The sequence below is a fragment of the Bradyrhizobium rifense genome, from assembly GCF_008123425.1.
GTDB lineage: Bacteria > Pseudomonadota > Alphaproteobacteria > Rhizobiales > Xanthobacteraceae > Bradyrhizobium > Bradyrhizobium rifense.
Genome location: NZ_VSSS01000041.1, coordinates 124629 through 146159 on the forward strand (window position 1 = coordinate 124629; position 21531 = coordinate 146159).

Annotated in this window: 12 protein-coding genes; 8 read left to right on the forward strand and 4 right to left on the reverse strand. The window is 56.3% G+C overall.

Annotation, left to right across the window (positions count from 1 at the left end; genetic code table 11):
* Nucleotides 1-7: 7 nt before the first annotated feature.
* Together FXB40_RS26600 and FXB40_RS26605 are read left to right on the forward strand one after the other, a co-directional pair.
* Entirely contained in the window at nt 8-1051 is a 1044-nt protein-coding gene (locus FXB40_RS26600; protein ID WP_148775094.1) for a glycosyltransferase family 2 protein, read from the forward strand.
* A gap of 391 nt (nt 1052-1442) precedes the next feature.
* Nucleotides 1443-2636: a polysaccharide biosynthesis/export family protein gene (locus FXB40_RS26605; RefSeq protein WP_148775095.1), complete on the forward strand. Its 1194-nt coding sequence runs from the start codon at nt 1443-1445 to the stop codon at nt 2634-2636.
* 129 nt (nt 2637-2765) lie between these two features.
* Here FXB40_RS26605 and FXB40_RS26610 read toward each other — a convergent pair whose 3' ends face one another.
* From FXB40_RS26610 to FXB40_RS26625, 4 genes are all read right to left on the reverse strand, one after another.
* The gene (locus tag FXB40_RS26610; protein ID WP_148775096.1) at nt 2766-3554 is read right to left on the reverse strand and encodes a heparin lyase I family protein; all 789 of its coding nucleotides are present in this window, start codon (nt 3552-3554) and stop codon (nt 2766-2768) included.
* 14 nt (nt 3555-3568) lie between these two features.
* Nucleotides 3569-4414 (reverse strand): 4'-phosphopantetheinyl transferase family protein, encoded by an 846-nt coding sequence (locus FXB40_RS26615; RefSeq protein ID WP_148775097.1) that lies wholly within the window; start codon nt 4412-4414, stop codon nt 3569-3571.
* Between the two features lie 115 nt (nt 4415-4529).
* Nucleotides 4530-5360, reverse strand: a complete 831-nt coding sequence (locus tag FXB40_RS26620; protein WP_148775098.1) for a polysaccharide deacetylase family protein — start codon at nt 5358-5360, stop codon at nt 4530-4532.
* A 155-nt stretch (nt 5361-5515) separates the two neighbouring features.
* Nucleotides 5516-6439, reverse strand: coding sequence for a cupin-like domain-containing protein (locus FXB40_RS26625; RefSeq protein WP_148775099.1), 924 nt, complete (start codon nt 6437-6439; stop codon nt 5516-5518).
* A 258-nt stretch (nt 6440-6697) separates the two neighbouring features.
* Here FXB40_RS26625 and FXB40_RS26630 point away from each other — a divergent pair, with 258 nt between their 5' ends.
* The 6 genes from FXB40_RS26630 (at nt 6698) to FXB40_RS26655 (ending at nt 21513) form a co-directional block, all read left to right on the forward strand.
* A complete protein-coding gene (locus tag FXB40_RS26630; protein WP_148775100.1) occupies nt 6698-7789 on the forward strand; it encodes a glycosyltransferase family 4 protein in 1092 nt (363 codons plus the stop codon).
* Nucleotides 7790-7963: 174 nt separating this feature from the next.
* Nucleotides 7964-9277 carry a nucleotide sugar dehydrogenase gene (locus tag FXB40_RS26635; RefSeq protein ID WP_148775101.1) on the forward strand — a complete coding sequence of 438 codons (1314 nt, stop codon included), beginning with the start codon at nt 7964-7966 and terminating at the stop codon, nt 9275-9277.
* Nucleotides 9261-10580, forward strand: a complete 1320-nt coding sequence (locus tag FXB40_RS26640) for a glycosyltransferase family 4 protein (RefSeq protein ID WP_148775102.1) — start codon at nt 9261-9263, stop codon at nt 10578-10580. Before FXB40_RS26635 ends, FXB40_RS26640 begins: the two co-directional genes overlap by 17 nt.
* A gap of 8 nt (nt 10581-10588) precedes the next feature.
* Nucleotides 10589-11227 (forward strand): serine O-acetyltransferase, encoded by a 639-nt coding sequence (locus tag FXB40_RS49935; protein ID WP_148775103.1) that lies wholly within the window; start codon nt 10589-10591, stop codon nt 11225-11227.
* 237 nt (nt 11228-11464) lie between these two features.
* On the forward strand, nt 11465-13405 hold the full coding sequence (locus FXB40_RS26650) for an amino acid adenylation domain-containing protein (protein WP_148775104.1): 1941 nt from the start codon (nt 11465-11467) through the stop codon (nt 13403-13405).
* The gene (locus FXB40_RS26655) at nt 13402-21513 is read left to right on the forward strand and encodes a non-ribosomal peptide synthetase/type I polyketide synthase (protein ID WP_148775105.1); all 8112 of its coding nucleotides are present in this window, start codon (nt 13402-13404) and stop codon (nt 21511-21513) included. Before FXB40_RS26650 ends, FXB40_RS26655 begins: the two co-directional genes overlap by 4 nt.
* Nucleotides 21514-21531 lie beyond the last annotated feature (18 nt).

Below are 21531 nucleotides of genomic sequence, written 5' to 3' on the forward strand. Positions count from 1 at the left end.
ATCACAAATGATTAAGATCAGCATCATCATCAAGACGCTCAACGAGTCCGCTAACGTCGCAAGAGCCATTGAGAGCGGGCTTGCCGCGGTCGCAGACTACGACGGCGAGGTCATTGTAGCCGACAGCGCATCGGTGGACGAGACCGTCACGATCGCAAAGCATTTCCCAACGACCGTGGCGGTGCTGGAAGACGTCTCCGAGAGGAGTTGCGGCGTCGGGCCTCAGCTGGGTTATCAATATTGCAGGGGAGATTATGTTTACATCCTCGATGGTGACATGGAGCTCGATGCCGACTTCATCCGCAAAGCTATCACTATCCTGGATGATCAGATTGAGGTTGCAGGGGTTGGCGGGTACATCCACGAGATGCGAACTGATAATCTTGAGCTCAAGGGTCGGATCAAGCGGTTTCAGCGGGCGGCCAAGAAGGGCTCGACTGACGTTCACTGCCTCAATGGGGGCGGTCTCTACCGGCGCCTTGCGATTTCGCAAGCTGGATACCTTTCCGACCGAAACCTTCATGCATTCGAGGAATACGATCTTGGGGCTCGGCTTCGGACGAAAGGCTGGCGGCTGGTTAGGCTTGAGGATAAGGCCGTGGACCACTACAGCTATGCGATGGGGACTTGGCCGCTGCTTTGGCACCGGATCCTCAGCGGCCGTTTCCTAAGCGCTGGCGAACTCTTTCGTGCGGCGATGGCCGGCCGATATGTTGAACGCGCGCTGCGCGAGGTGAGAATTGTTCCTCTCTCGATCGGCGTTTGGGCCTATTGGATCTGCTCGGTGGTGGTGGCCCAATTTGCCCCGCCGACACTGACGATGTTGATCGCCGCCGGGGCGCCGGTCGCGATGATGGCGATCAGGACAAAGTCATTGAATTTGGGGTTCTTTAGTGTCCTGACCTGGCATCTTTCCGCAGGTGGATTCGCTCTCGGAATCCTTAAGAAGCGGCACCCTCCGGAGGCTTCAATCCGGAGTAAGATCGTCCATTCAACTGCCAGCAATGTCGCTTGTCCTGAGGCGAACCGGGAAAGCCTGAATGCTGGTTGAATGCACTGCTTGAGAGGGGGCCGAATGAGGCGGTTCTCTCCTGATATCGCTGCACTGCCGGAAGCATCGCCTGTGCTTCCGGCCCGCGAGATCGAGATTTCCCTCGGCAATATGCAAAACTCAAGAGAGAAGGTGATTCGGCCCGTCGGGTTGAGGGGCCTGAAATGTCGAGGAGTGGCGCTACGGACCATTTACCCAAACCGGCTAAAATCTGGTGCTCAAACTCCCGACAATGGGGTTTAAGCCGCCGGAATGTAACTCGCTGGTCACTCCCGTCTTTTTATTGTGCTTTTCAGGAAACACTTGGTTGAAAATATTAAATTGCCGGCCGCTGGCTCATCTTACTCCTTAGCCCAAGCGTGTTAGAGCGTAGTGTGGCAGGGGTAGGGGCATGCATTTCCGGCTGGTATTTCTGACGGCGCTAATTTCCTCGCTGGTAGGCGGGTGTGGTATTATGCCAGTTGCTGGCCCGCAGAGCTGGGACATCACTTCTGGCCAGAGCGAATTTCCGTATGCTCTCGTCCGGCTGCGGCCGGAGACGATGAAGGTCCTTGCGGCTCACGCCCCAAGGATCGCGGGTCGGATCGCCGATAGGCGAGGGCCCCAGCGGGTTGTCGTGGAGATAGGGGATATTCTTGGCGTAACCGTATATGAAACGGGTGCAGGCCTGTTTGTGCAGAATGATCTGGGAGTGCGCCCCGGCAATTTCTTCACCGTTCCGCCCCAGGCGGTGGGACCGGACGGCAACATAACAGTGCCGTCGGCAGGGCCAATACAAGCCAAGGGGCACACCACGGCGGAGATCGAAAGCGAGATCGTTGCCGCCCTCAAGAAGCGCTCGCTTGAGCCCAATGCTGTCGTAACCTTGCTTGAGCAGCGTTCGTCCGCCTTTACCGTGTTGGGGGACGTGCGCGCCGCTGGTCGATACCCAGCAAACGCCGGCGGAGAGCATTTGCTGGAGGCTATCGGACGGGCTGGGGGGCTTCTGGGTGCTGGCAACGAATCTTGGGTCGTTCTTGAGCGAAGCGGCAAGAAGGCAGTTGCCCCGTTTGGTGCCCTCATCGATGAGCCTGCGAACAACATTTATGTTCGTCCGCGAGATATGATCTACGTGTATCGAGAGCCGCAGACGTTCCTGGCTTTCGGAGCTTCGGGCCGCCAAGGTCAATTTCCGTTCGAAGCGTGGCGCGTTTCGATGTCTGAGGCGATCGCGAAGGCCACGGGCCTCAGCGACCAGTTGGCTGACCCGGCGTCCGTGTTCCTCTACCGCGGTGAAACGCGGGAGGTCGCAGAGCAACTCGGGGTCGACATCTCGCGCTTTGAAGGACCTGTCATCCCGATCATCTATCAAGCAGATCTGCGCGACGCGGGAGGCTATTTCCTTACGTCGAGCTTCGAAATGCGCAACAAGGACGTGATTTACATTTCGAATGCAGCATCTGTGGAATCGACCAAATTTTTGACCTTCGTCCGCACAATTGTGGCGACAGCGCAGGATCCAGTTTCGCTTGCAAACTCGGCAAAAGCGCTTAGCTCAGGGACAGCCACCACTATCGTGACACAGCCCATATCCACTGGACACTGAGCATGGCGCGCGCAGGATAGTGCGGTTTCTGATCGTTCGACCGTTCGGAAAATAGGCGCAACAATGATGCTGCAACGTTAGCATGCAGTCCGCTACGCGAGTGGTGTCGCTGCATCCATTGGGCTGTCCTCATTCGACGGACAGTGGTGTCGCTACTCTGGAAAGAAGCTCGGTCGGGCCGATTTCCATATTGGCGAATTGAATTGCGAGCGGCGTAGCGATCGGCCCGTAGCCTCGGTAAATTCCAAATTTCCAGTAAGCTTGATTGCCAGGCGCCCCTATCATTCCTGAAAAATCGACGGCCTTCCTGCCATCGAGCCAGAATTCGAATCTCCCGTTGGGGACGCCCTCGCGCAGATGAAAGACAACGTGATGCCACTCATTGCGACTCAGCATCTCACTGTAGATGGTACTTGTTTGTAATCCTGAGTGAGGTCCCGAAGACTCGCAGTAGATAGTCAAGCGACCTAATTTGAAGTGCATGTGAAAAGGCCTGATTTTGGATCCGTGCATCTGACTGATGGCCGTCCAATCGGATTGATATTCCGGGCCGGGTTCAACGAGAAAGGAATATGCGCCCCAAACATCAGAGCCATATTCAAACCGACGCTTGTAGCCATCGAACTCGGAACGCTCCTTGTTTTCACCCGACGCACGGTCTTCGCTCCATATATCTCCCGCGCGTACCTCGAAGCGCGTTATGTCAATTGCACCAACAGATTTTTGGCGGATGCCCCACTTGGAACCGGCGGACTCGACGGCGTATGGGGTGCCTCGAATGGTGATCGGCTTTTCAGAATTTGCAAGGGGCGTCCAGTCGGCCGAATTTGAAACCTGTGCCTCGGATGAGCAATTTGCGGAGAGCAGAATGGCCAAAGATATGGTTGCAGCAGCGGCGACGCTTTTTCCGGTTCGCATGGTGAGCCTTTCCTTCAAAGAGGCGGGGCCTCATTGCCGTAACGGGTTGCCAATTCCGGATGATGAAGTTCGAAGAGCTGTACGGGCCCCGAGATCATGGGGGCTGCCACCGCTGCCGAATAACCGAGTCCAGATAAATCTGCCATCTGGAACGTTGACGCGTCGGGCCTGTGATCGGGTGGCCATTGAACACTCCATATTTTGCGGTCGTCCATCGGAACCTCGAAGTCATCAAGCTTCGCGAGGAGGCCTATTCCAACTGCTTTCAATAGCGCCTCTTTCCGCGTCCAGCATCGAAGAAAAGAGATAATTCTGCTTTTCTGATCGAGAGACATGAAGACTTCAATCTCGCGTTTGCTCAGTAAGCTGTCAGCCAATCCGGCCACGTCAGGGTTGCCGAAGCGGGCGATGTCTTCAGCATCGATCCCGACTGTCTGGCCGGTGGTGATCGCTAGCAGCGCCACGGAGTGGCTATGGGTCAGGTTAAACTGCAGGCCGTGCGATGAGATCGCGCTGTCCAGTTCTGGCTTGCCGTGCGCCCCCGGCATGACGGGCACCTTAGCCGGATCCTGCTTGAGATATCCGCCTAACACCTGTCGGAGCAGAAACCTGCTTTGACAAAAGCGCTCTCGGTCTGGTGCGAATCGAAATAATTCAGCCCGTGCCCGTTCGTCATTGGTCATAAATTGCCAGCCCAATTCGGCTAGTTTGGGGGAGGAAAATCGCAGCCGCCACACGTGAATTTCACCGCATGCCGGTCGAGCCGGTAAGCCAAGCTGCCACTGCTCCAAAGGAGATTGCAGAGTATTGGTACCAGCTTCTAGAAAGCTTTCACTGTTCTCCGGCGGGTGCAACGGCAATGTTGCTCCTCTATTCAATTCCGTCCGCGTCGTCTGCGTAATAGCGACTTTCGTCGTCGAAACACAAAGTATTCTGACAAATTCGTGGTTTTGACGTTCGATTCGGCATCAGAGACTACCCGTATTGAGGGGCGGCAGAATTGCCGTCAATCCATTGGCCCACATCGATAAAGTCCGCTGATTCATGTGATCTGAGAAAGTCGAGCGTCTCGTTGATGGCGCGCCAGATTGGCTCATCGTGCGCCAAATGATGTGTGAGCAATCCAATTGGGGTATCGACTGGCACAACGCCCAGCCTTCTGCCTCGCAACTGCTGGACAAGGAGATTAGAGACGATCTTTGTATTTTGAGCTGTTCTGGCTCTCCAATCTATGACGTCGAGGTGAACGTCAATCCGGATGCCGTCCTTGAATCGAGGCATTGTGATTATTCCACCCCACTTCATCCAAGAATTCAGCTGCAGGAGTTTCCGCTCGATATGATTCGGCATAAGGGAAACGCCCGCGAATCCTACTTGGGGCAACGCCTTGATCAGGGCGGGCGTAATGCGATTGAAGGGCGGCACAAATATCGGCTGTGACGAGCCGAAGCACTCTTTGAACGATTGTAGTGCGAACTCTGCGTCCACAATCATGTTGCTGATCGGTCGGTCTGGCCCGAACTCTGCAGGATTCTTTCCCAGGTTGTAGTTGATGTGCTTCCAACCGTGGCACATCGGATAAAAGTGTTGAATGTTTTCGGCAAGGAACTCCTGCAGGCCCGGAGTAATCTTTCCGGGGATGATCGCGAGCCCGATCTTGGTATCGAAGCGAACGGCAACGTTGCGAAGTCGCTCTAAGTCCGATGATACCTCAAAAGCATCGTCGTCGCGAATCCAGAACCGAGCTTTCAGCTTTGAATTTGCCCAGATATCCAATTCTTGGCGTGCGTCGTCCCACAAACTCATCGCTTCAGGCTCGCGCCGTCACTAAGCGGTTCCGCGAACAATCCAGAAGCGAATTAAGGCTTCGCGCGGAGCTCATACGCATCGATGTCATTCTGCATAGACACATGCCTCCCTGGATGGTGGTCATATGATCTTGTTTGGATTCTAAAGTCACCTTATGCGCCTTCCGCGCGAGCGTACGCCGCGGTCTCTTCACCAATCCGTCGTCCGGTCGCCCGGTAGGAGATGCGCGTCGCTGTGCGAGCGGCTCGCGCGCCGAAATACAGCGCTTCGTCGAAAACCCTCGCACCAAGCGACGGAGCAATGTTGATGCCCATCTCCGCCAGACGCCCCCGCACCTTGTGAATCAGGCTGTCACGGCGGGTGCTGTCGGTGTAGTAAGTGAAACTGACCGTAATGGAGGGTTCGTCCCCGACCTCAACCAGGTGTGGACTGGTGGACGGCATGTAGGCTCCCTGTCCAGGGCCTAGCTTGAAACAATGCGCCATCTCTCGGAACTCTTCTCGCCATCTAATCAGTTCGCGATCGTGCCGGGAATGAAAGTTGTCGCGGGCGCGTTCACTGACCACCCGCAGATCGTCGGGCTCCCAGACATAGACCGTCTTCTGCCCTTTGATCTGCAGTATGAAGTTATGCTCCTTGTCGATATGGAACGGCGTGACCGTTCTTGGCGAACTGACAAAGATCCAACCACCACGATAGCTCATACCCGGGTCTTTGAGTTCGACATTTGGGCGCACACTATCCAGAACCTCGTCGACCAACTCGCGATAGATCGGGTCGGTCTGGACGTTAAGCAGCGACATCCAGGCCTTGGCCGCCTGGATATGTTCAATGGTTCGCACCGGGTCGTCGTTTATTGGATGCAGCTCCGGGGCATTAGCAAATGATGTGGCGGCCTCGGCTGAATTGGTATGGGCGCGGATTCGTCCTTTGCTATCGAGACGTTTAGCCAATTCAACCAACTGCTCGATTCGGAATCTTGGGTCATCCGCAACGCGATGCGTGACCGGCGTCACCGCCCACGGATTGAAATCCTTCCAATCCAGATCGACGAGAGGGGTGTAATTCGAGAGCATGAACCACTCCGCAACTTAAATGTGTACATCTTATAAATATGACAAGCTCAATAGCGCAAAACCCATCAGCGGGCACCACAAAATAAATCTTCTTGGTTTTGATCTTAATGCCCATCCCTTTCGCGGGCCAGAGCAATATAGCGCACGGTAGCGGCGAAATTAACCGCTATCCGAATTGGACATCTACCCTCCGCCGGATTTATCTTGCCTCGCTCAAGGCTTACTGAGCAAGGTTATTCATTGCATAGGGTATTTCAAATGGTTTCTGCGCGACCACTGAAAGTTTTGATCGCGACGCCGTTTGGCGCGCGTCAAAGAGGGGGTATCGACCGATTAACGGATTTAATTGTCGCGAGAATTGAGCAGGCCCATTCGGCGCGCGTCCAGGCTTCTAGGCTGGTTACGCGCGGACCGGGTCCGCGAGCTTTCGCCCCGTTCGTTTTCAGCTGGGCTTTAGTTCGGTTTTGGCTCGCCAGAAAGCGCGGCAACGTCGACCTTCTGCATATCAACGTTGCTGCCGATGGCAGTGCTATCCGAAAGGCGCTGTTAGCGCGCTTTGCACGTCGCTTGGGTGTCCCGTACGTTGTTCACCTCCACGGATCGCGGTTCCAGGAATTTTGGCCCGCAGCAAGCCCTCGTGTTCGCGCGTGGATTGACCCGCTGTTCTCGGAAAGCGAGGCAGTGATCGTGCTCGGGAACGTATGGTCGAAATTGGTTCAAACGCATGTACCTCAAGCCGAGGATAGGATCGTCATCCTTCCAAATGCGACAGCGCCGGCTGATTTGAAACGCCAGCCCGCCTTGGAAGGTCCTGTGAGGATTTCATTTCTCGGCGAACTAGGGAGGCGGAAAGGCACGCCGCAGCTTGTGGAAGCGCTTGGGCAGCTTGATCGCGGTCTGAATTGGGTGGCTACGATAGCTGGAAATGGCCAGATTCAGGAAACCCGGGCCCGCGCGGAAGAGCTCGGGATCGGACATCGCGTGAAGGTGCCTGGCTGGCTGGACGCCCGGGCGACGAATGAGGTCTTGCAAGGCTCCGACATATTCGTTCTCCCATCCTTCGCCGAAAACCTCCCGATGTCGATTCTTGAGGCTTTTGCTTATGGCGTCGCGGTTATCGCCACGCCGGTCGGCGCCATCGCCGACGTCATCAGCGATGGCACGAATGGCCTGCTGGTTCCAACTGGAAACGTAGACGCTCTGGCATCGGCCCTCCGCAGGCTGATTGTGGATGGGCAGTTCCGCGACTCGCTCGGGGCTGCAGCCAAAAATGAGCACGCGTCGAAGTATGAAATCGGTGCCTATGTCACACGGATGATAGAGATCTGGCGGGGGGCGGCCGTTCGTTAGTTTGGGTAAGGTTTCCTAGCAGCATTGGCGCGGAAACGGGCGTTCGCCAACAATTGCGTCTCCTAAATAGCAAAAATGGTTCACTAATTAAATATGTTGCATTAATTGTATAGCCTGAAGTACTTTAAAAGCGATAATTGCATAATCATCTTATTTATTTCCAGTGATTGAAACATGAGAGTCAGCGTTTTTGGGTTGGGGTACGTCGGAGCTGTTACGTCAGGATGCTTCAGCTCGCTTGGTCATTCTGTCGTTGGTGTAGATCCCGCGGCGGCCAAGGTAGCCTTGATAAATCAGGGTAGCGCGCCGGTGATCGAGAAGGGACTCGGCGATATGATCGCTGAGGCTGTCGCCAAAGGCCGGCTCAGAGCAACTGGCGATGCGCGGAATGCGGTTCTCGCGACCGATTTGTCCCTCATATGTGTCGGAACGCCGAGCAAGCGCAATGGCGATCTGGATACTTCCGCACTCAAGCAGGTTTGTGCGGAGATCGGTGCTGCGCTCGTCGAGAAACAGTCTCGTCACTCGGTCATCGTTCGGTCTACCGTACTGCCTGGAACCATCCGCGATGTCGTTATCCCGGAACTCGAGAAGTCGAGCGGGAAAAAAGCCGGTGTCGACTTTGGCATCGGTTCGAATCCGGAATTTCTCCGCGAGGGAACCGCGATCGATGACTTCTTTGCGCCGCCCAAGACGGTGATCGGCGCCGAAGATGACCAAACCGCGGGCGAGCTTGAGGCGCTGTACAGCATAATAAAGGCACCTCTAATTCGGACCTCGATCCAAGTCGCGGAGATGATCAAATATTCAGACAATGTTTGGCATGCGGTGAAGGTCGCATTTGCGAATGAGATTGGCGTTATTTGCAAGAACCTTTCGATCGATAGTCACGAAGTCATGGACGTCTTCTGCAGGGACACCAAGCTTAACTTGTCCAGCTATTATCTTAAGCCCGGTTTCTCGTTTGGCGGTTCGTGCCTGCCCAAGGATGTTCGCGCACTGGTCCACAAGGCCCGCTCGCTGGATCTGGATCTCCCGCTATTAGGGTCCGTTCTGCCATCGAACGAGCGGCAGACGACCCGCGGCTTTGAGATGATTACGCAGCTGGGGAAGCGGCCCGTGAGCATCCTCGGGATGAGCTTTAAGGCCGGAACGGACGATCTTCGCGAAAGCCCAATACTCGAAATTGTTGAACGCCTAATCGGAAAGGGTTTCGACGTTCGGATTTTCGATCGCAATATTAGCTTGTCCAAGCTTGTCGGTGCGAACAAGGATTATTTGCTTCGCATGATTCCACATGTGTCGTCACTGCTCGTCGAGTCCATGGATGACGCGCTCTCACACGGCGAAATCATCGTCGTGGGCAATGGAGATGCTGAATTTCGGACAATCGCTGATCGCGTACGACCGGACCAGTTTGTGGTCGATCTGGTCCGGATCAAGGATCATTCTCGATTGAAGGAAAATTACAATGGTATTAGCTGGTAATCCATTGAAGCCGAAGCGAATCCTGATAATCGTCGAGAATCTCCCGGTACCGTTCGATCGACGAGTCTGGAACGAAGCTACGACTCTGGTTCAGGCCGGTTACGAAGTGAGCGTGATCTGCCCGGTGGGACATGGCGCTTCTGCTCGTCGTGAAGTCATCGACGGTATTCACATTTACCGACATCCAATAGTCGAAGCACGAAGCGTCTATTTTTATTTCGTGGAATATGGAGTTGCGCTGTTCTGGGAGTTTCTGCTGGCGTGGCGCGTGCTTTTTGAACGAGGATTTGATGCAATTCATGCGTGCAATCCGCCAGATCTAATCTTCTTGATAGGTGGATTTTTCAAACTGTTTTTCGGCAAGAAGTTTGTCTTTGATCATCACGATATCAATCCGGAACTGTTTGAGGCAAAGTTCGGGAAGCGCAATCTGCTCTATCGTGTCGTGGTCGCCCTTGAGCGTTTGACGTTCGCTGTCTCCGACATTTCGATAGCGACTAATCACTCCTACCGTGAGATCGCTATCAAGCGGGGCAGGATGGAGCCCTCGCGTGTTTTCGTAGTGCGGTCTGGTCCTAATCTGGAGCGACTCAGGATCGTTCCCCCGGATCCATCCGTGAAGAAGGGGCGAGACTATTGCGTCGGTTATGTAGGCGTCCTCGGCGCGCAGGAGGGGATCAACTACCTTCTCGAAGCCGTCCGGCATATCGTTAGTGATCTCGATCGCCACGACATCCAGTTTTGCATCGCCGGCGGTGGTCCTGAGCTTGAGCGACTCAAGGCGCTTGCGGTTGAGTTGGGCGTTGCCGACTACGTCACGTTCGCTGGCAGGGTTTCGGACGACGAGTTGCTTAGGATCCTCAACACGGCCGATGTCTGCGTGAATTCGGACGAATGCAATCCGATGAACGACAAGTCGACCATGAATAAGATCATGGAGTACATGGCGCTCGCAAAACCGATCGTTCAATTCGACCTTACCGAAGGCCGGTTTACGGCGCTCGATGCCTCCCTCTACGCAAAAGCCAATGACTCGGTCGATTTTGCTGCCAAGATTGTTGAGTTATTGGGCGACGCCAAGCGTCGGGTGCAACTCGGAGAGTTCGGTAGGGCTAGGGTCGTTGATCGGCTCGCCTGGCCGCATGAGGCCCCGAAGCTCATCAACGCGTATGAAGTACTATTTGAAGGTGGTATCGCAGCGCGTGCCGGATCGAGGGAGCAGGTAACGAGAAGCGGTAGCGCCGACTTCGTAGCTGGCAATTTGGTGAGGCGACTCCTGAGCCCTCTTGCTTCAAGGAAGTGAGGCGGGCGATGGGCTCGTTTTGGACCAAGGTCAAGGCCGACGCTCACCGAGTTCGCGGCAAGTCGCCATCGATCGGCTCCATCTTAGCGCTCGCCTTCTTCAATCGCACCTTTCGGCCTGTCTTCACGCTGAGGCTCTGCCAATGGGGGGCTGAGCATTCTTCCTTTCTGAGGCTGTTGGCAAGAGGCGCCCATCGCCATGCCTCGGCGAAGGCTGGGATCGATATGCCCTCGGTCGTTCAAGCCGGGCCTGGTCTTGTCATCGTGCACGGTTGGGGGCTCGTAGTGAACCGAGAGGCTATCATTGGCACCAATGTAACCTTGTTCAATGGCGTCGTGATCGGTCGCAAGGATAAGATCACGCGAAGTGGCCGGCAGACCGAATATCCCGTCATTGGTGATGATGTTTGGATCGGACCGCACGCGATCATCCTTGGCGGCGTCAGGATCGGCTGTGGCGCCATCGTCGGGGCAGGCAGCGTCGTCACTAAGGATGTTCCGGCAAACAGCGCCGTGGCTGGAAATCCCGCCAAGGTTCTCAAGACCGACGTGCTTGCGGACGTCATGAATAAAGCGCCACTGAGCCCTGAGTTTTCAGTAAGCGGATGCGTCCTGGATGAAAAGACTGTGTACGCTCGACGGGTTTGATCTTTTGGAGCGCGATTTTCACAAAGTCTTTGGGCTCTGCGCCTGCCGACATCACGCGCTATTGGATGGCAATCAATCTCGTTTGATTAACCACTTAAGCCACGAAACCGATAAACATCTGCAAACAGGCTGACAAAAAAGTTCGGACGATTATACTTCATTTAAATTATTGCAATCTCCGGTGTGCCGTTCTGCCCCATGTTCGTTTTCGAGGGGCGAGCAGAAGCGACAATATAGATGGCGCAAGCAGAAGTTAATTCGCTGGCCAAAGAGACGGGGTCGCAAGACTTGCCGGGATTCTCGTGCGAAACCCTCAGCCAGTCCTTCCAGCGGCAGGCAGCGAGAGCGCCGGAGTGTGTCGCTCTCCAATTTGGGCGCGAACGCTTGACGTACCGGGAGCTCGACGAGCGATCGAACCAGCTTGCCCGGCATCTGCGCGGATTTGGCTTACAGGCAGACAACTTGGTCGCTATCTGCTTCGAAAATTCCTTCGAGCTGATTATATCGATGCTTGCCGTCCTCAAAGCGGGTGCAGGGTATCTCCCGATTGATCCTTCATACCCGGTTGAGCGGATCTCGATGATCCTGGACGATGCAAACCCGTCTGTCATCTTGACCTGCGAGGCGCTCGCCGAGAGGGTGAGACAAAGATCGGGCGGATCAGTCGTTTGCGTCGACAAAGACAGCCAATCCATTTCGGTATTGAGCTCGATCGGATTAAATGAAATTGCCGGGTTCGATAGTCTTGCCTATGTGATCTACACTTCGGGATCGACCGGTAGGCCTAAGGGCGTGATGGTGACCCATCGGAACGCGGCTCGGCTTTTCACCGCAACGGCGGATTGGTTCAATTTCGGTCCAAGCGATGTTTGGACCTCATTTCATTCCTCGGCATTCGATTTCTCGGTTTGGGAGATCTGGGGATGCCTTTTGAACGGCGGTCGCCTCGTCTGCGTACCTCACTGGGTCACTCGTTCGCCGAGCGATTTCTATCAGTTGCTGGTTGAAGATCAGGTTACAGTGCTCAACCAGACGCCGGCGGCGTTCTATCAGCTGGTCCAGCTCGAGGAGGCGGGTGCCGTTGAGGCACTGAAGCTTCGCTACGTGATCTTCGGCGGTGAGGCGCTCAACTTCGCAAATCTACGCCCGTGGTTCGATCGTCATGGCGACCAGATGCCTCGACTTATCAACATGTATGGAATCACCGAGACGACGGTTCACGTTACCTATAGGCCCGTGTCCGCAAGGGATTCACGCGAAGAGGTGAGAAGCCTTATCGGAATTCCTATCCCCGACTTAAGCATCTACTTGCTCGACGGGGAGTTGAAGCCCGTCGCCGCCGGTGACGTCGGTGAGATCTATGTGGGCGGCGCCGGAGTTGCTCGGGGGTATTTGAACCGGCCCGAGTTGACGGCGCAACGCTTTACGCGAGATCCGTTTGCGGATGAGCCGTCGGCGGTGATGTACAGATCCGGAGATTTGGCGCGAATAGTCGAGGGAGGAGATCTCGAATATCTCGGACGCGGCGACTTGCAGGTAAAGGTCCGCGGCTACCGCATAGAGCTCGGAGAAATTGAGGCAACGCTTGCCGATCATCCCTCCGTCTCACAGGCCGTCGTCTTGGCGCGCAGAGATGGACCGGGAGAGCCAAGGTTGGTCGCCTATATCGTCGGCAAGCCGTCGGCTTCTCCGACAGCTCACGATTTACGCGATTTTCTCGCGAAGCGGCTGCCCGAGCATATGGTCCCATATGCCTATGAGCCGCTTGAGGCGTTTCCGCTGACAGTCAACGGCAAAGTTGACCGTGCGGCTCTCCCTGCCCCCCGGGAGCAAGTCCGGGCCACGACCGAGCGCGCCTCGGCACCAATGGAGAGGGAGATCGAGGAAATCTGGCGCGAAGTTCTAGGTACGGGAAGCTTTGGCTTCGACGATAATTTTTTCGATGTCGGCGGCGATTCACTGCTGCTCGCCAACGTTTATGGTCTGATCCGGAGAGGGCTGAAACTCAGTTTCCCCATCACCGATCTCTTCCAGTTCACGACGATACGGGGCATCGCGCGCCATTTGAGCATGCGTGCCGCGACCACAACATCACGAGCAGACGCGCGCGAGAGAGCGCAGCGGCAGCGCGCAGCATTTGGCCGGAGGAGAGAGTTCCACGGGAGAGATCAATCGTGAGCGACCGGGATGCCGAGCGGGAGGACCCAGAAGGCATAGCGATCATCGGCATGGCCGGGCGTTTTCCCGGCGCACGCAACATCGCCGAATTCTGGCGAAATCAGGTTGACGGGGTCGAATCGATCTCTCGCTTCGGTGCGGAGTCTCCCCCGATTCTCGGGCAAGAAGTCCCTGTCGCAGGTACTAGTCATGTGAATGCGCGGTCGATTGTCGAAGACATTGAGCTCTTCGATGCAGACTTCTTTGGTATCTATCCGCGCGAAGCGGAGTTGATGGATCCACAGCATCGGCTATTTCTTGAGTGCTGCTGGGAAGCAATCGAAAGCTCCGGCTATGTGCCGGAGTCGTATCCTGGTCTCATCGGGGTATATGCCGGGTCTAGCCTATCCTCATATTTTCTCTCGCGCCTTTGTACGAGACCAGGCTTCATCGAGAAGTTCACCTCGGGCTACCAGGTATCCAACTACATCGAGATGATGGGAAACAGCCTGGACTTCTTGTCTACGCGCGTTTCTTACAAGTTGAATCTGCGCGGGCCGAGCTTCACGCTTCTGTCGGCTTGTTCGACGTCATTGTTGTCGGTCACGCAGGCGTGTCAGGCGTTGTTAACGTATCAGACCGACATGGCCCTGGCTGGTGGCGTTTCGATTACCCTTCCACAGGAGCGCGGGTATCCTTACCAGGACGGGGGAATGGTTTCGCCCGATGGGCATTGCCGGGCCTTCGACGCGGCCGCCCAGGGAACCGTCTTTGGCAGCGGACTTGGCGTCGTATTGCTGAAGCGGCTAGACGATGCACTCCGCGACGGTGATCAGATTCATTCCGTCATACGTGGCTTCGCCGTCAACAATGATGGATCGGCAAAGGTCGGCTACACTGCGCCAAGCGTCAAAGGTCAGGCAAGCGTCATTACGATGGCCCACGAGGCCGCCGGGATTGATCCTGATTCGATCGGCTACATCGAGGCTCACGGAACCGGAACGCCCATGGGGGATCCGATAGAGCTCGCTGCACTAACGCAGGCCTTTCGCACCTCGACCGGACGCAAGCAGTTCTGCACGATCGGAACCGCCAAGACAAACGTCGGACACTTGGATATTGCGGCCGGCGTTACTGGACTCATCAATGCGTCCAATATCGTGGAACACGGCGTGTTCCCGCCGACGTTGCACTACAAAAACCCAAATCCGAAATTCGATTTGGAGAGCAGTCCATTCCGAGTTGTGACGACCTGTTCGGACTGGAAGAACGATGACGGTCCTCGCCGTGCAGGAGTGAGCGCCTTCGGTGTGGGCGGAACTAACGCCCATCTCGTGCTTGAGCAAGCACCGGAGCGCTCATCGATACCGTCGAGCAGGTCCAAGCATCTACTGGTTATGTCCGCACGTTCGGAAGCCGCTCTCGAGCGAATCACCGACAATTTGGCGGAACACCTTCGCTCTCGTCCCGGCCTCGACATCGCTGACGTCGCGTGGACGCTGCAGGAGGGGAGGCGTGAATTTCAATGTCGGCGGACCCTCGTGGTCGGCGATCTCGACGAAGCGGCTCGCCTGCTATCGAAGCGCGAGCAAGTACAGACGCGCTTACAGCCGAACGAAACTCCGGAGATCTGTTTCATGTTTCCGGGGCAGGGTTCACAGCATGTCGATATGGCGCGCGAAATCTACGACGTCGAGCCAGTCTTTCGGACGGCGGTTGACCGTTGTGCCGAGATCCTGCAACCGCACCTCGGCGTGGATATTCGAACGCTCCTGTATCCGTCGGCAGGAGCAACCGAAGAAGCGAAACGCGCTGTGACGGACACGATCGTCGCACAACCAGCTATCTTTACGATCGAATATTCCTTGGCTCAGCTCTGGATGAGTTGGGGGATTAGACCGACAGCAATGGTCGGCCACAGCATTGGAGAGTTTGTTGCGGCATGCATTGCCGGTGTTCTCTCCTTGGAGGATGCGCTGAGGTTGGTTGCACTTCGAGGACGATTGATGCAGCAATTGCCCGCGAGTGGCATGCTCTCGGTCCGGCTCCCGGAAGCCAATCTCCGCGACCTTCTGAGTGAGCCACTGTCTCTAGCTGCAATCAATTCCCCTTCTCTCTGTGTCGTGGCCGGGCCTCTTGACGAACTTGCCGATTTCGAACGCCAGTTAAACGATAGCAAGGTCCTCTGCCGGCGGGTGGTAACGTCACATGCATTCCATTCGGCGATGATGGAGCCCATCATTGGGCCGTTGGCCGAGGCGTTCGCGGGTACCAAGCTCAGTTCGCCCAATATTCCCTATGTTTCCGGCGTCACCGGCGGCTGGATAACTGGCGAAGAGGCAACAGATCCGCTCTATTGGGCGCGACACGCACGCGAGCCGGTACGATTCTCTTCCGCGGTCCAGGTAATACGAGCAAATCCCCAAGCCGTTCTTTTGGAAATCGGACCCGGCAACGTTCTTGGCACTCTCGCGCGACAGCATAAGGGTCCTTCTGATGACCAGATTGTCGTGTCGTCGCTCTCGGATGGCTTTTCGAGCTATCGCGATGCTGAAGCACTGCTCAACGCTCTGGGAGCGTTGTGGCTCGGCGGAATCCGGCCGAATTGGAGGAGCTTGCAAAATGGCGAGCACCGCTTGCGGGTAGCATTGCCGACCTATCCATTTGAACGTAAGCGCCACTGGCTCGCAGACGTCGCGGGGGCAAATGACGAGCCGGTTGCGATCGAGCCCACTGCTGCGGCGCTGCCGCCGCAATCTATGGCGAATTCACAGTCTAGGCAGAAAGCGAAAGCGGCGAACATGGCGCGGGACACTGATTCTGAGCAGACCTCGGTCTCGCGATCGACCCGGACGGACAAGATTCGGGCCGTGCTTGGCGACCTGTTGCAGGAGTTGTCCGGCGTAGACGTAGCCTCGATCGAAGGGACGACGAGCTTTCTTGAATTGGGCTTTGACTCTCTATTTCTCACTCAGTTCGCGCAAGCCTTACAGGAGAAATTTGGGATCAAGGTCACCTTCCGCCAGTTGCTCAACGACATATCGAGCTTGGCGACATTGGCGGGATATTTCGAGAGCAAGCTGCCGTCCGAGATGTTCGCTGAACCTTCAGGCGAGCCTGCACGCCGCTCCGAATCCGCTTCCCCGGCTGTCGGAGGGCTGCCGCCCCCCGCCGCGCGAGCCGTCTCTGTGGAATTGGACGGGAAGGGTTCGGTTGCCGAAAGCGCGCTGGCGCAGCTCATGCGCGAGCAACTGCAGGCAATGAACCAGTTGTTCGCGAAGCAGCTTGAGACGATACAGACTGGTGTCGTTGAGTCGTCGGTCTCCCCAGCAGCGCGCGCCTCGGTAGCTCCGCCCGCGCCAACTCGAGCCGCGGAGCCGGCAGCCACCTCTCGCCAACCCGCTAAGTTGGACGCCGCCAGGTCCCACGGTCCATACAAGCCACAGCAAGTCGGAGCATCGCACGACCTCACCGATCAGCAACAGAGCCACTTGAAGAGCCTCATCGACCGAGTAACGCAGCGAACCGCAAAGTCCAAAGACTTCACCCAGAAGTACCGCAAGGTGCTTGCCGATCCCCGGGTCGTTGCGGGCTTTCGTGACCAATGGAAGGAGATCGTCTATCCGATCGTGACGGATCGGTCCAAGGGATCGCGCATCTGGGATATCGACGGTAACGAGTACATCGATCTAGTAAATGGCTTCGGCCCAATCATGTTCGGCCACCGCCCCGATTTCGTCGAGAAAGCAATCGAAGCGCAACTTCACGTTGGATTTGAGACCGGCCCGCAAAGCGCGCGCGCCGGCGAAGTGGCCGAGATGTTTTGCGACATGACTGGCAACGAACGCATGGCGTTCTGCAACACGGGCTCGGAGGCGGTCCTTGCGTCCTTGCGGGTGGCCCGAACAGTTACCGGTCGAAGTAAGATCGTCATGTTTAATGGCGACTATCATGGCCTCTTCGACGAAGTCCTCGTAAAAGGTATCAAGGACAGGACCGGAGGACCGATTGCTGTTCCAATTGCCCCAGGTATCCCGCGCGATAGTACTTCAAACATGGTGGTGCTGGACTACGGTACCCAAGAGTCTCTTGATTGGATCCGGAAGAACGCCGACAATCTTGCTGCCGTTCTTATCGAACCCGTGCAGAGTCGACACCCTGCATTGCAGCCGCTCGATTTCCTGAAGGAGGTCCGGCAAATTACGGCAGCTTCTGGTACGGCGATGATCTTCGACGAGGTCGTCACGGGATTCCGCGTGCACCCTGGTGGCTGCCAAGCGCTCTTCGGCATCCGCGCAGACCTCGCCGCTTATGGAAAAGTCGTAGCAGGTGGCATGCCTGTCGGTGTTCTCGCCGGTACTCACCGGTTCATGGACGCTCTTGACGGCGGTTCATGGCAGTTTGGAGATGATTCCTATCCTGAGGCTGGCGTGACGTTCTTTGCCGGCACCTTCGTGCGTCATCCTCTCGTCCTCGCGGCGATGCATGCAGTGTTGGCGCATTTCAAGGATCATGGCGCTGCTCTTCAGGAGCGTCTGAACCAACGGACCACAGACCTGGTCCATCGGCTCAACGAGGTGCTGAAGTTGGAGGGTATACCCACACACATAGAGTCTTTCGGTAGTCTATTTTACTTCAGTTTCGCGACTTCAGAGCGGCTTTCAAGCCTCTACTTCTTCTATCTTCGCGACAAAGGTATCCATATTCGCGAAGGCTTTCCCTGCTTTCTAACGACGTCGCACAGTGACGCCGATTTGGAGAGTATCGTTCGCGCATTCAAAGAGAGCGCTGTCGAGATGCGACAGGCCGGCTTTGTGTCCGGTCCGACGGATTTGTCATCGTCCGGCGCAGTTTCGGAGAATTCGCGAAATCTAGGGGCGCAGAAGCCGGAATCGATACAGCTTACGGAAGCTCAGCGCGAGATCTTTCTTGCGACCGTATTGGGAGGCGACGCGTCCTGCGCCTTCAACGAGTCGTTCGGCGTAACGTTGAGAGGAGAATTACGGATAGAATCGCTTCGCGAGTCGGTGAACGATCTGCTCGCGCGACACGAGGCGCTTCGAGCAACCATCGATGCAGACGGTCACTTCATGCATGTGAAGCCGGAGCTTCGGCTCGACGTCTCGATACGCGACCTGACGAGTGTTGAGCCATCTGCGCGCGAGGCGGAGTGCGAGCGCATCCTGGCCGCGGATGCGCGGCTTCCGTTTGATCTGGTTAACGGCCCGCTCATCCGCGCAGAAGTCCTTCGGCTGGGGGAGACCTATCATAAATTGATGGTCACATCCCATCATATCGTTTGCGACGGATGGTCGACCAACGTGCTGGTCGACGAACTAGCGACGTTGTATTCCGCGAAGGTTGAGAGAAGTAAGCCGGAACTCTCGGCGCCGGCCCGCTTCAGCGAGTATGCGCGAACTCAATTCGAACTGCAGAGCTCCAGCGAGCATGCGAATGTCGAGGCGTATTGGCTCGATCAGTTCCGGAAGTTGCCTGAACCTTTGGCGTTGCCAACGGATCGGCCAAGAACTTCAGTAAAGACGCATGCAGGCGCAACCGCAAGGTCTCACATTGATGCTGAAACCTATCGTAGGATAAAACAGCTAGGAGCCAAGAATGGGTGCACTCTATTCGCGACGCTGCTCGCTGGCTTTTCCGTGCTTCTTCATCGACTGAGCAGCCAGAGTGACGTCGTCGTTGGCATTCCGGCCGCGGGACAAGCCCTGTTCGATGGCGGCAGTCTCGTCGGCCATTGCGTCAACTTTCTGCCTCTGCGGACTCAAATCGATCCAAGCGCGTCGTTTGCCCAAGCATTGAACAGCACCAAGCGGGCACTGCTTGATGCGTATGATCATCAAGCCTACACGTACGGGACGCTGGTACGAGAGTTAGGCATCACCCGCGATCCCGCCCGGACGCCTCTAATGGATGCCCAATTCAATCTCGAGCGCCTTGGAGCAGGCGCTCGCTTTGTAGGGCTTGAGGCGGAGGTAGAGCCGAATCCCAAGGCTTCGGTCATCCTCGATATCTTCTTCAACGTGATTGAGTCTGATCGAGGTCTGATGATCGACTGCGACTACAACTCGGACCTCTTCGACGAGGGCACGATATCGCAGTGGATGAAGTATTACGAGACGCTCTTGGTCGACGCGGTCGTCAATTCGGAACAGAGCGTTGATGATCTGGCATTGATGACCGAGAAGCAGATGTCGTCGATCCTGGCAGGACTCAATCCGAATCCCATCGAGGCGCCTTCGACGCAATCGATCGTCAGGATGTTCGAGGAGCGCGCAGCTCGGTCGCCGGACAAGGTTGCGATACAGATCGGCGAACGCTGTCTCACGTATCGCGAACTCAACGTACGGGCAAATCGGTTGGCGCGCTACCTGCAGCGCTCATGCGTGCAACCTTCATCAATGGTAGCGACGAGTTTCGAGCGGTCCATCGACATGGTCGTTGCGATGTTGGCAAGCCTGAAGGCGGGGGCGGCCTATGTGCCGCTCGACTCTTCTTATCCACTCGAGCGTCTGAGCATGCTGGTTGAGGACGCCAGGCCAACTGTGCTGCTGACACAAGAAGCGCTCGTAGACAGGCTTCCAGAGGGCGCCGCAAGGGTCATTTGTGTTGACAGGGATCAGGCCGCTATCAGCCAGGAAGACTCGGAGAATTTGTCGGCGCTCGGCGGTCCCGAAGCTCCTGCCTACGTGATCTATACGTCCGGCTCCACTGGGAAGCCGAAGGGCGTTCTCGTCAGCCATTGTAATGTGACGCGCTTGGTCGAGTCGACGCATGACTGGTTCAAGTTCGACGAGACCGACGTGTGGACACTATTCCATTCCTCGTCGTTCGATTTTTCGGTCTGGGAGATTTGGGGTTGTCTGCTCACTGGCGGACGTCTCGTCATCGTGCCATATCTTGTGACCCGGTCTCCTCCGGATTTCTACAGGCTATTGGCAGATGAACGCGTTACGGTTCTCAATCAAACGCCGGCAGCATTCTATCAATTGATCCAAGTCGAGGAGGCGGGTCTTATCAAGCCATTGTCTCTTAGATACGTGATCTTTGGAGGCGAAGCGCTGAATTTTGCGAGCTTGAGGCCTTGGGTTAAGCGTCACGGAGATAGCAGCCCGCGACTCATCAACATGTACGGCATCACGGAGACGACCGTACACGTCACTTACCGGCCGCTGGTTGCGGACGAGATTGCGTCGGAGGCCCGGAGCTTGATTGGTACGCCGATTCCGGACCTGCGCCTCTACGTGCTCGATTCGAAGCGGCGTCAGGTGCCTCCAGGCGTGATTGGTGAGATCTACGTGGGTGGGGCCGGCGTCGCACGGGGCTACCTCAACCGCCCGGAGCTCAGCGCGGAGCGTTTTGTTCCTGATCCCTTTTCCGCAGTCCCCAGCGCCCGAATGTACAAATCGGGTGATCTAGCGAGAGTTCTTTCGACGGGGGATATCGAATATCTCGGCAGGGCTGATGCTCAGCTGAAGATCCGTGGCTTTCGTATCGAACCGGGAGAAATAGAGGCGGCGCTCGCCGAGCACCCTGCGGTCCAGCAGGTTGCGACAGTTGTACGCGACGACGGCGGCGGAAGCGCTAGGCTCGTCGCCTACTACGTAGCCTCGGAGGGAGATCCGATCACGTCTGCCGACCTGCGGCGATATCTAGAGAGTAAGCTACCGGCGCACATGATTCCGCATGTATGCGTCGCCATCGATGCCATGCCTCTGACAATAAATGGCAAGGTGGATCAGAAGAAGCTGCCCACACCGGACTTTGGCTTCGCACTTCAATCCCGCGACTACTCGGCGCCAGCGACCCCGCAGGAACAGAGCCTGGCGAAGATCGTCTGCGAAATACTGAAACTCGACAAAATCGGCGTCACTGACAACTTGTTCGAACTCGGGGCAGACTCGCTTCATGTCTTCCAGATTACCTCACGAGCAGTCAAGGCGGGTCTGTCGATTACCCCAAAGCAGGTTCTTCAACGGCGTACCATAGGTGGCGTGTTGGCAGAGCTGAGCCAGGATCAGCCAGTGGCGCATTCACAAATGATCACACCGTTGGAACGGAACATGTACCGTGTAAAGCGCGATGTGGCCCGCAGCAGAGAGGCCTACGACTGAGAATGGCCTCTTTGAGTC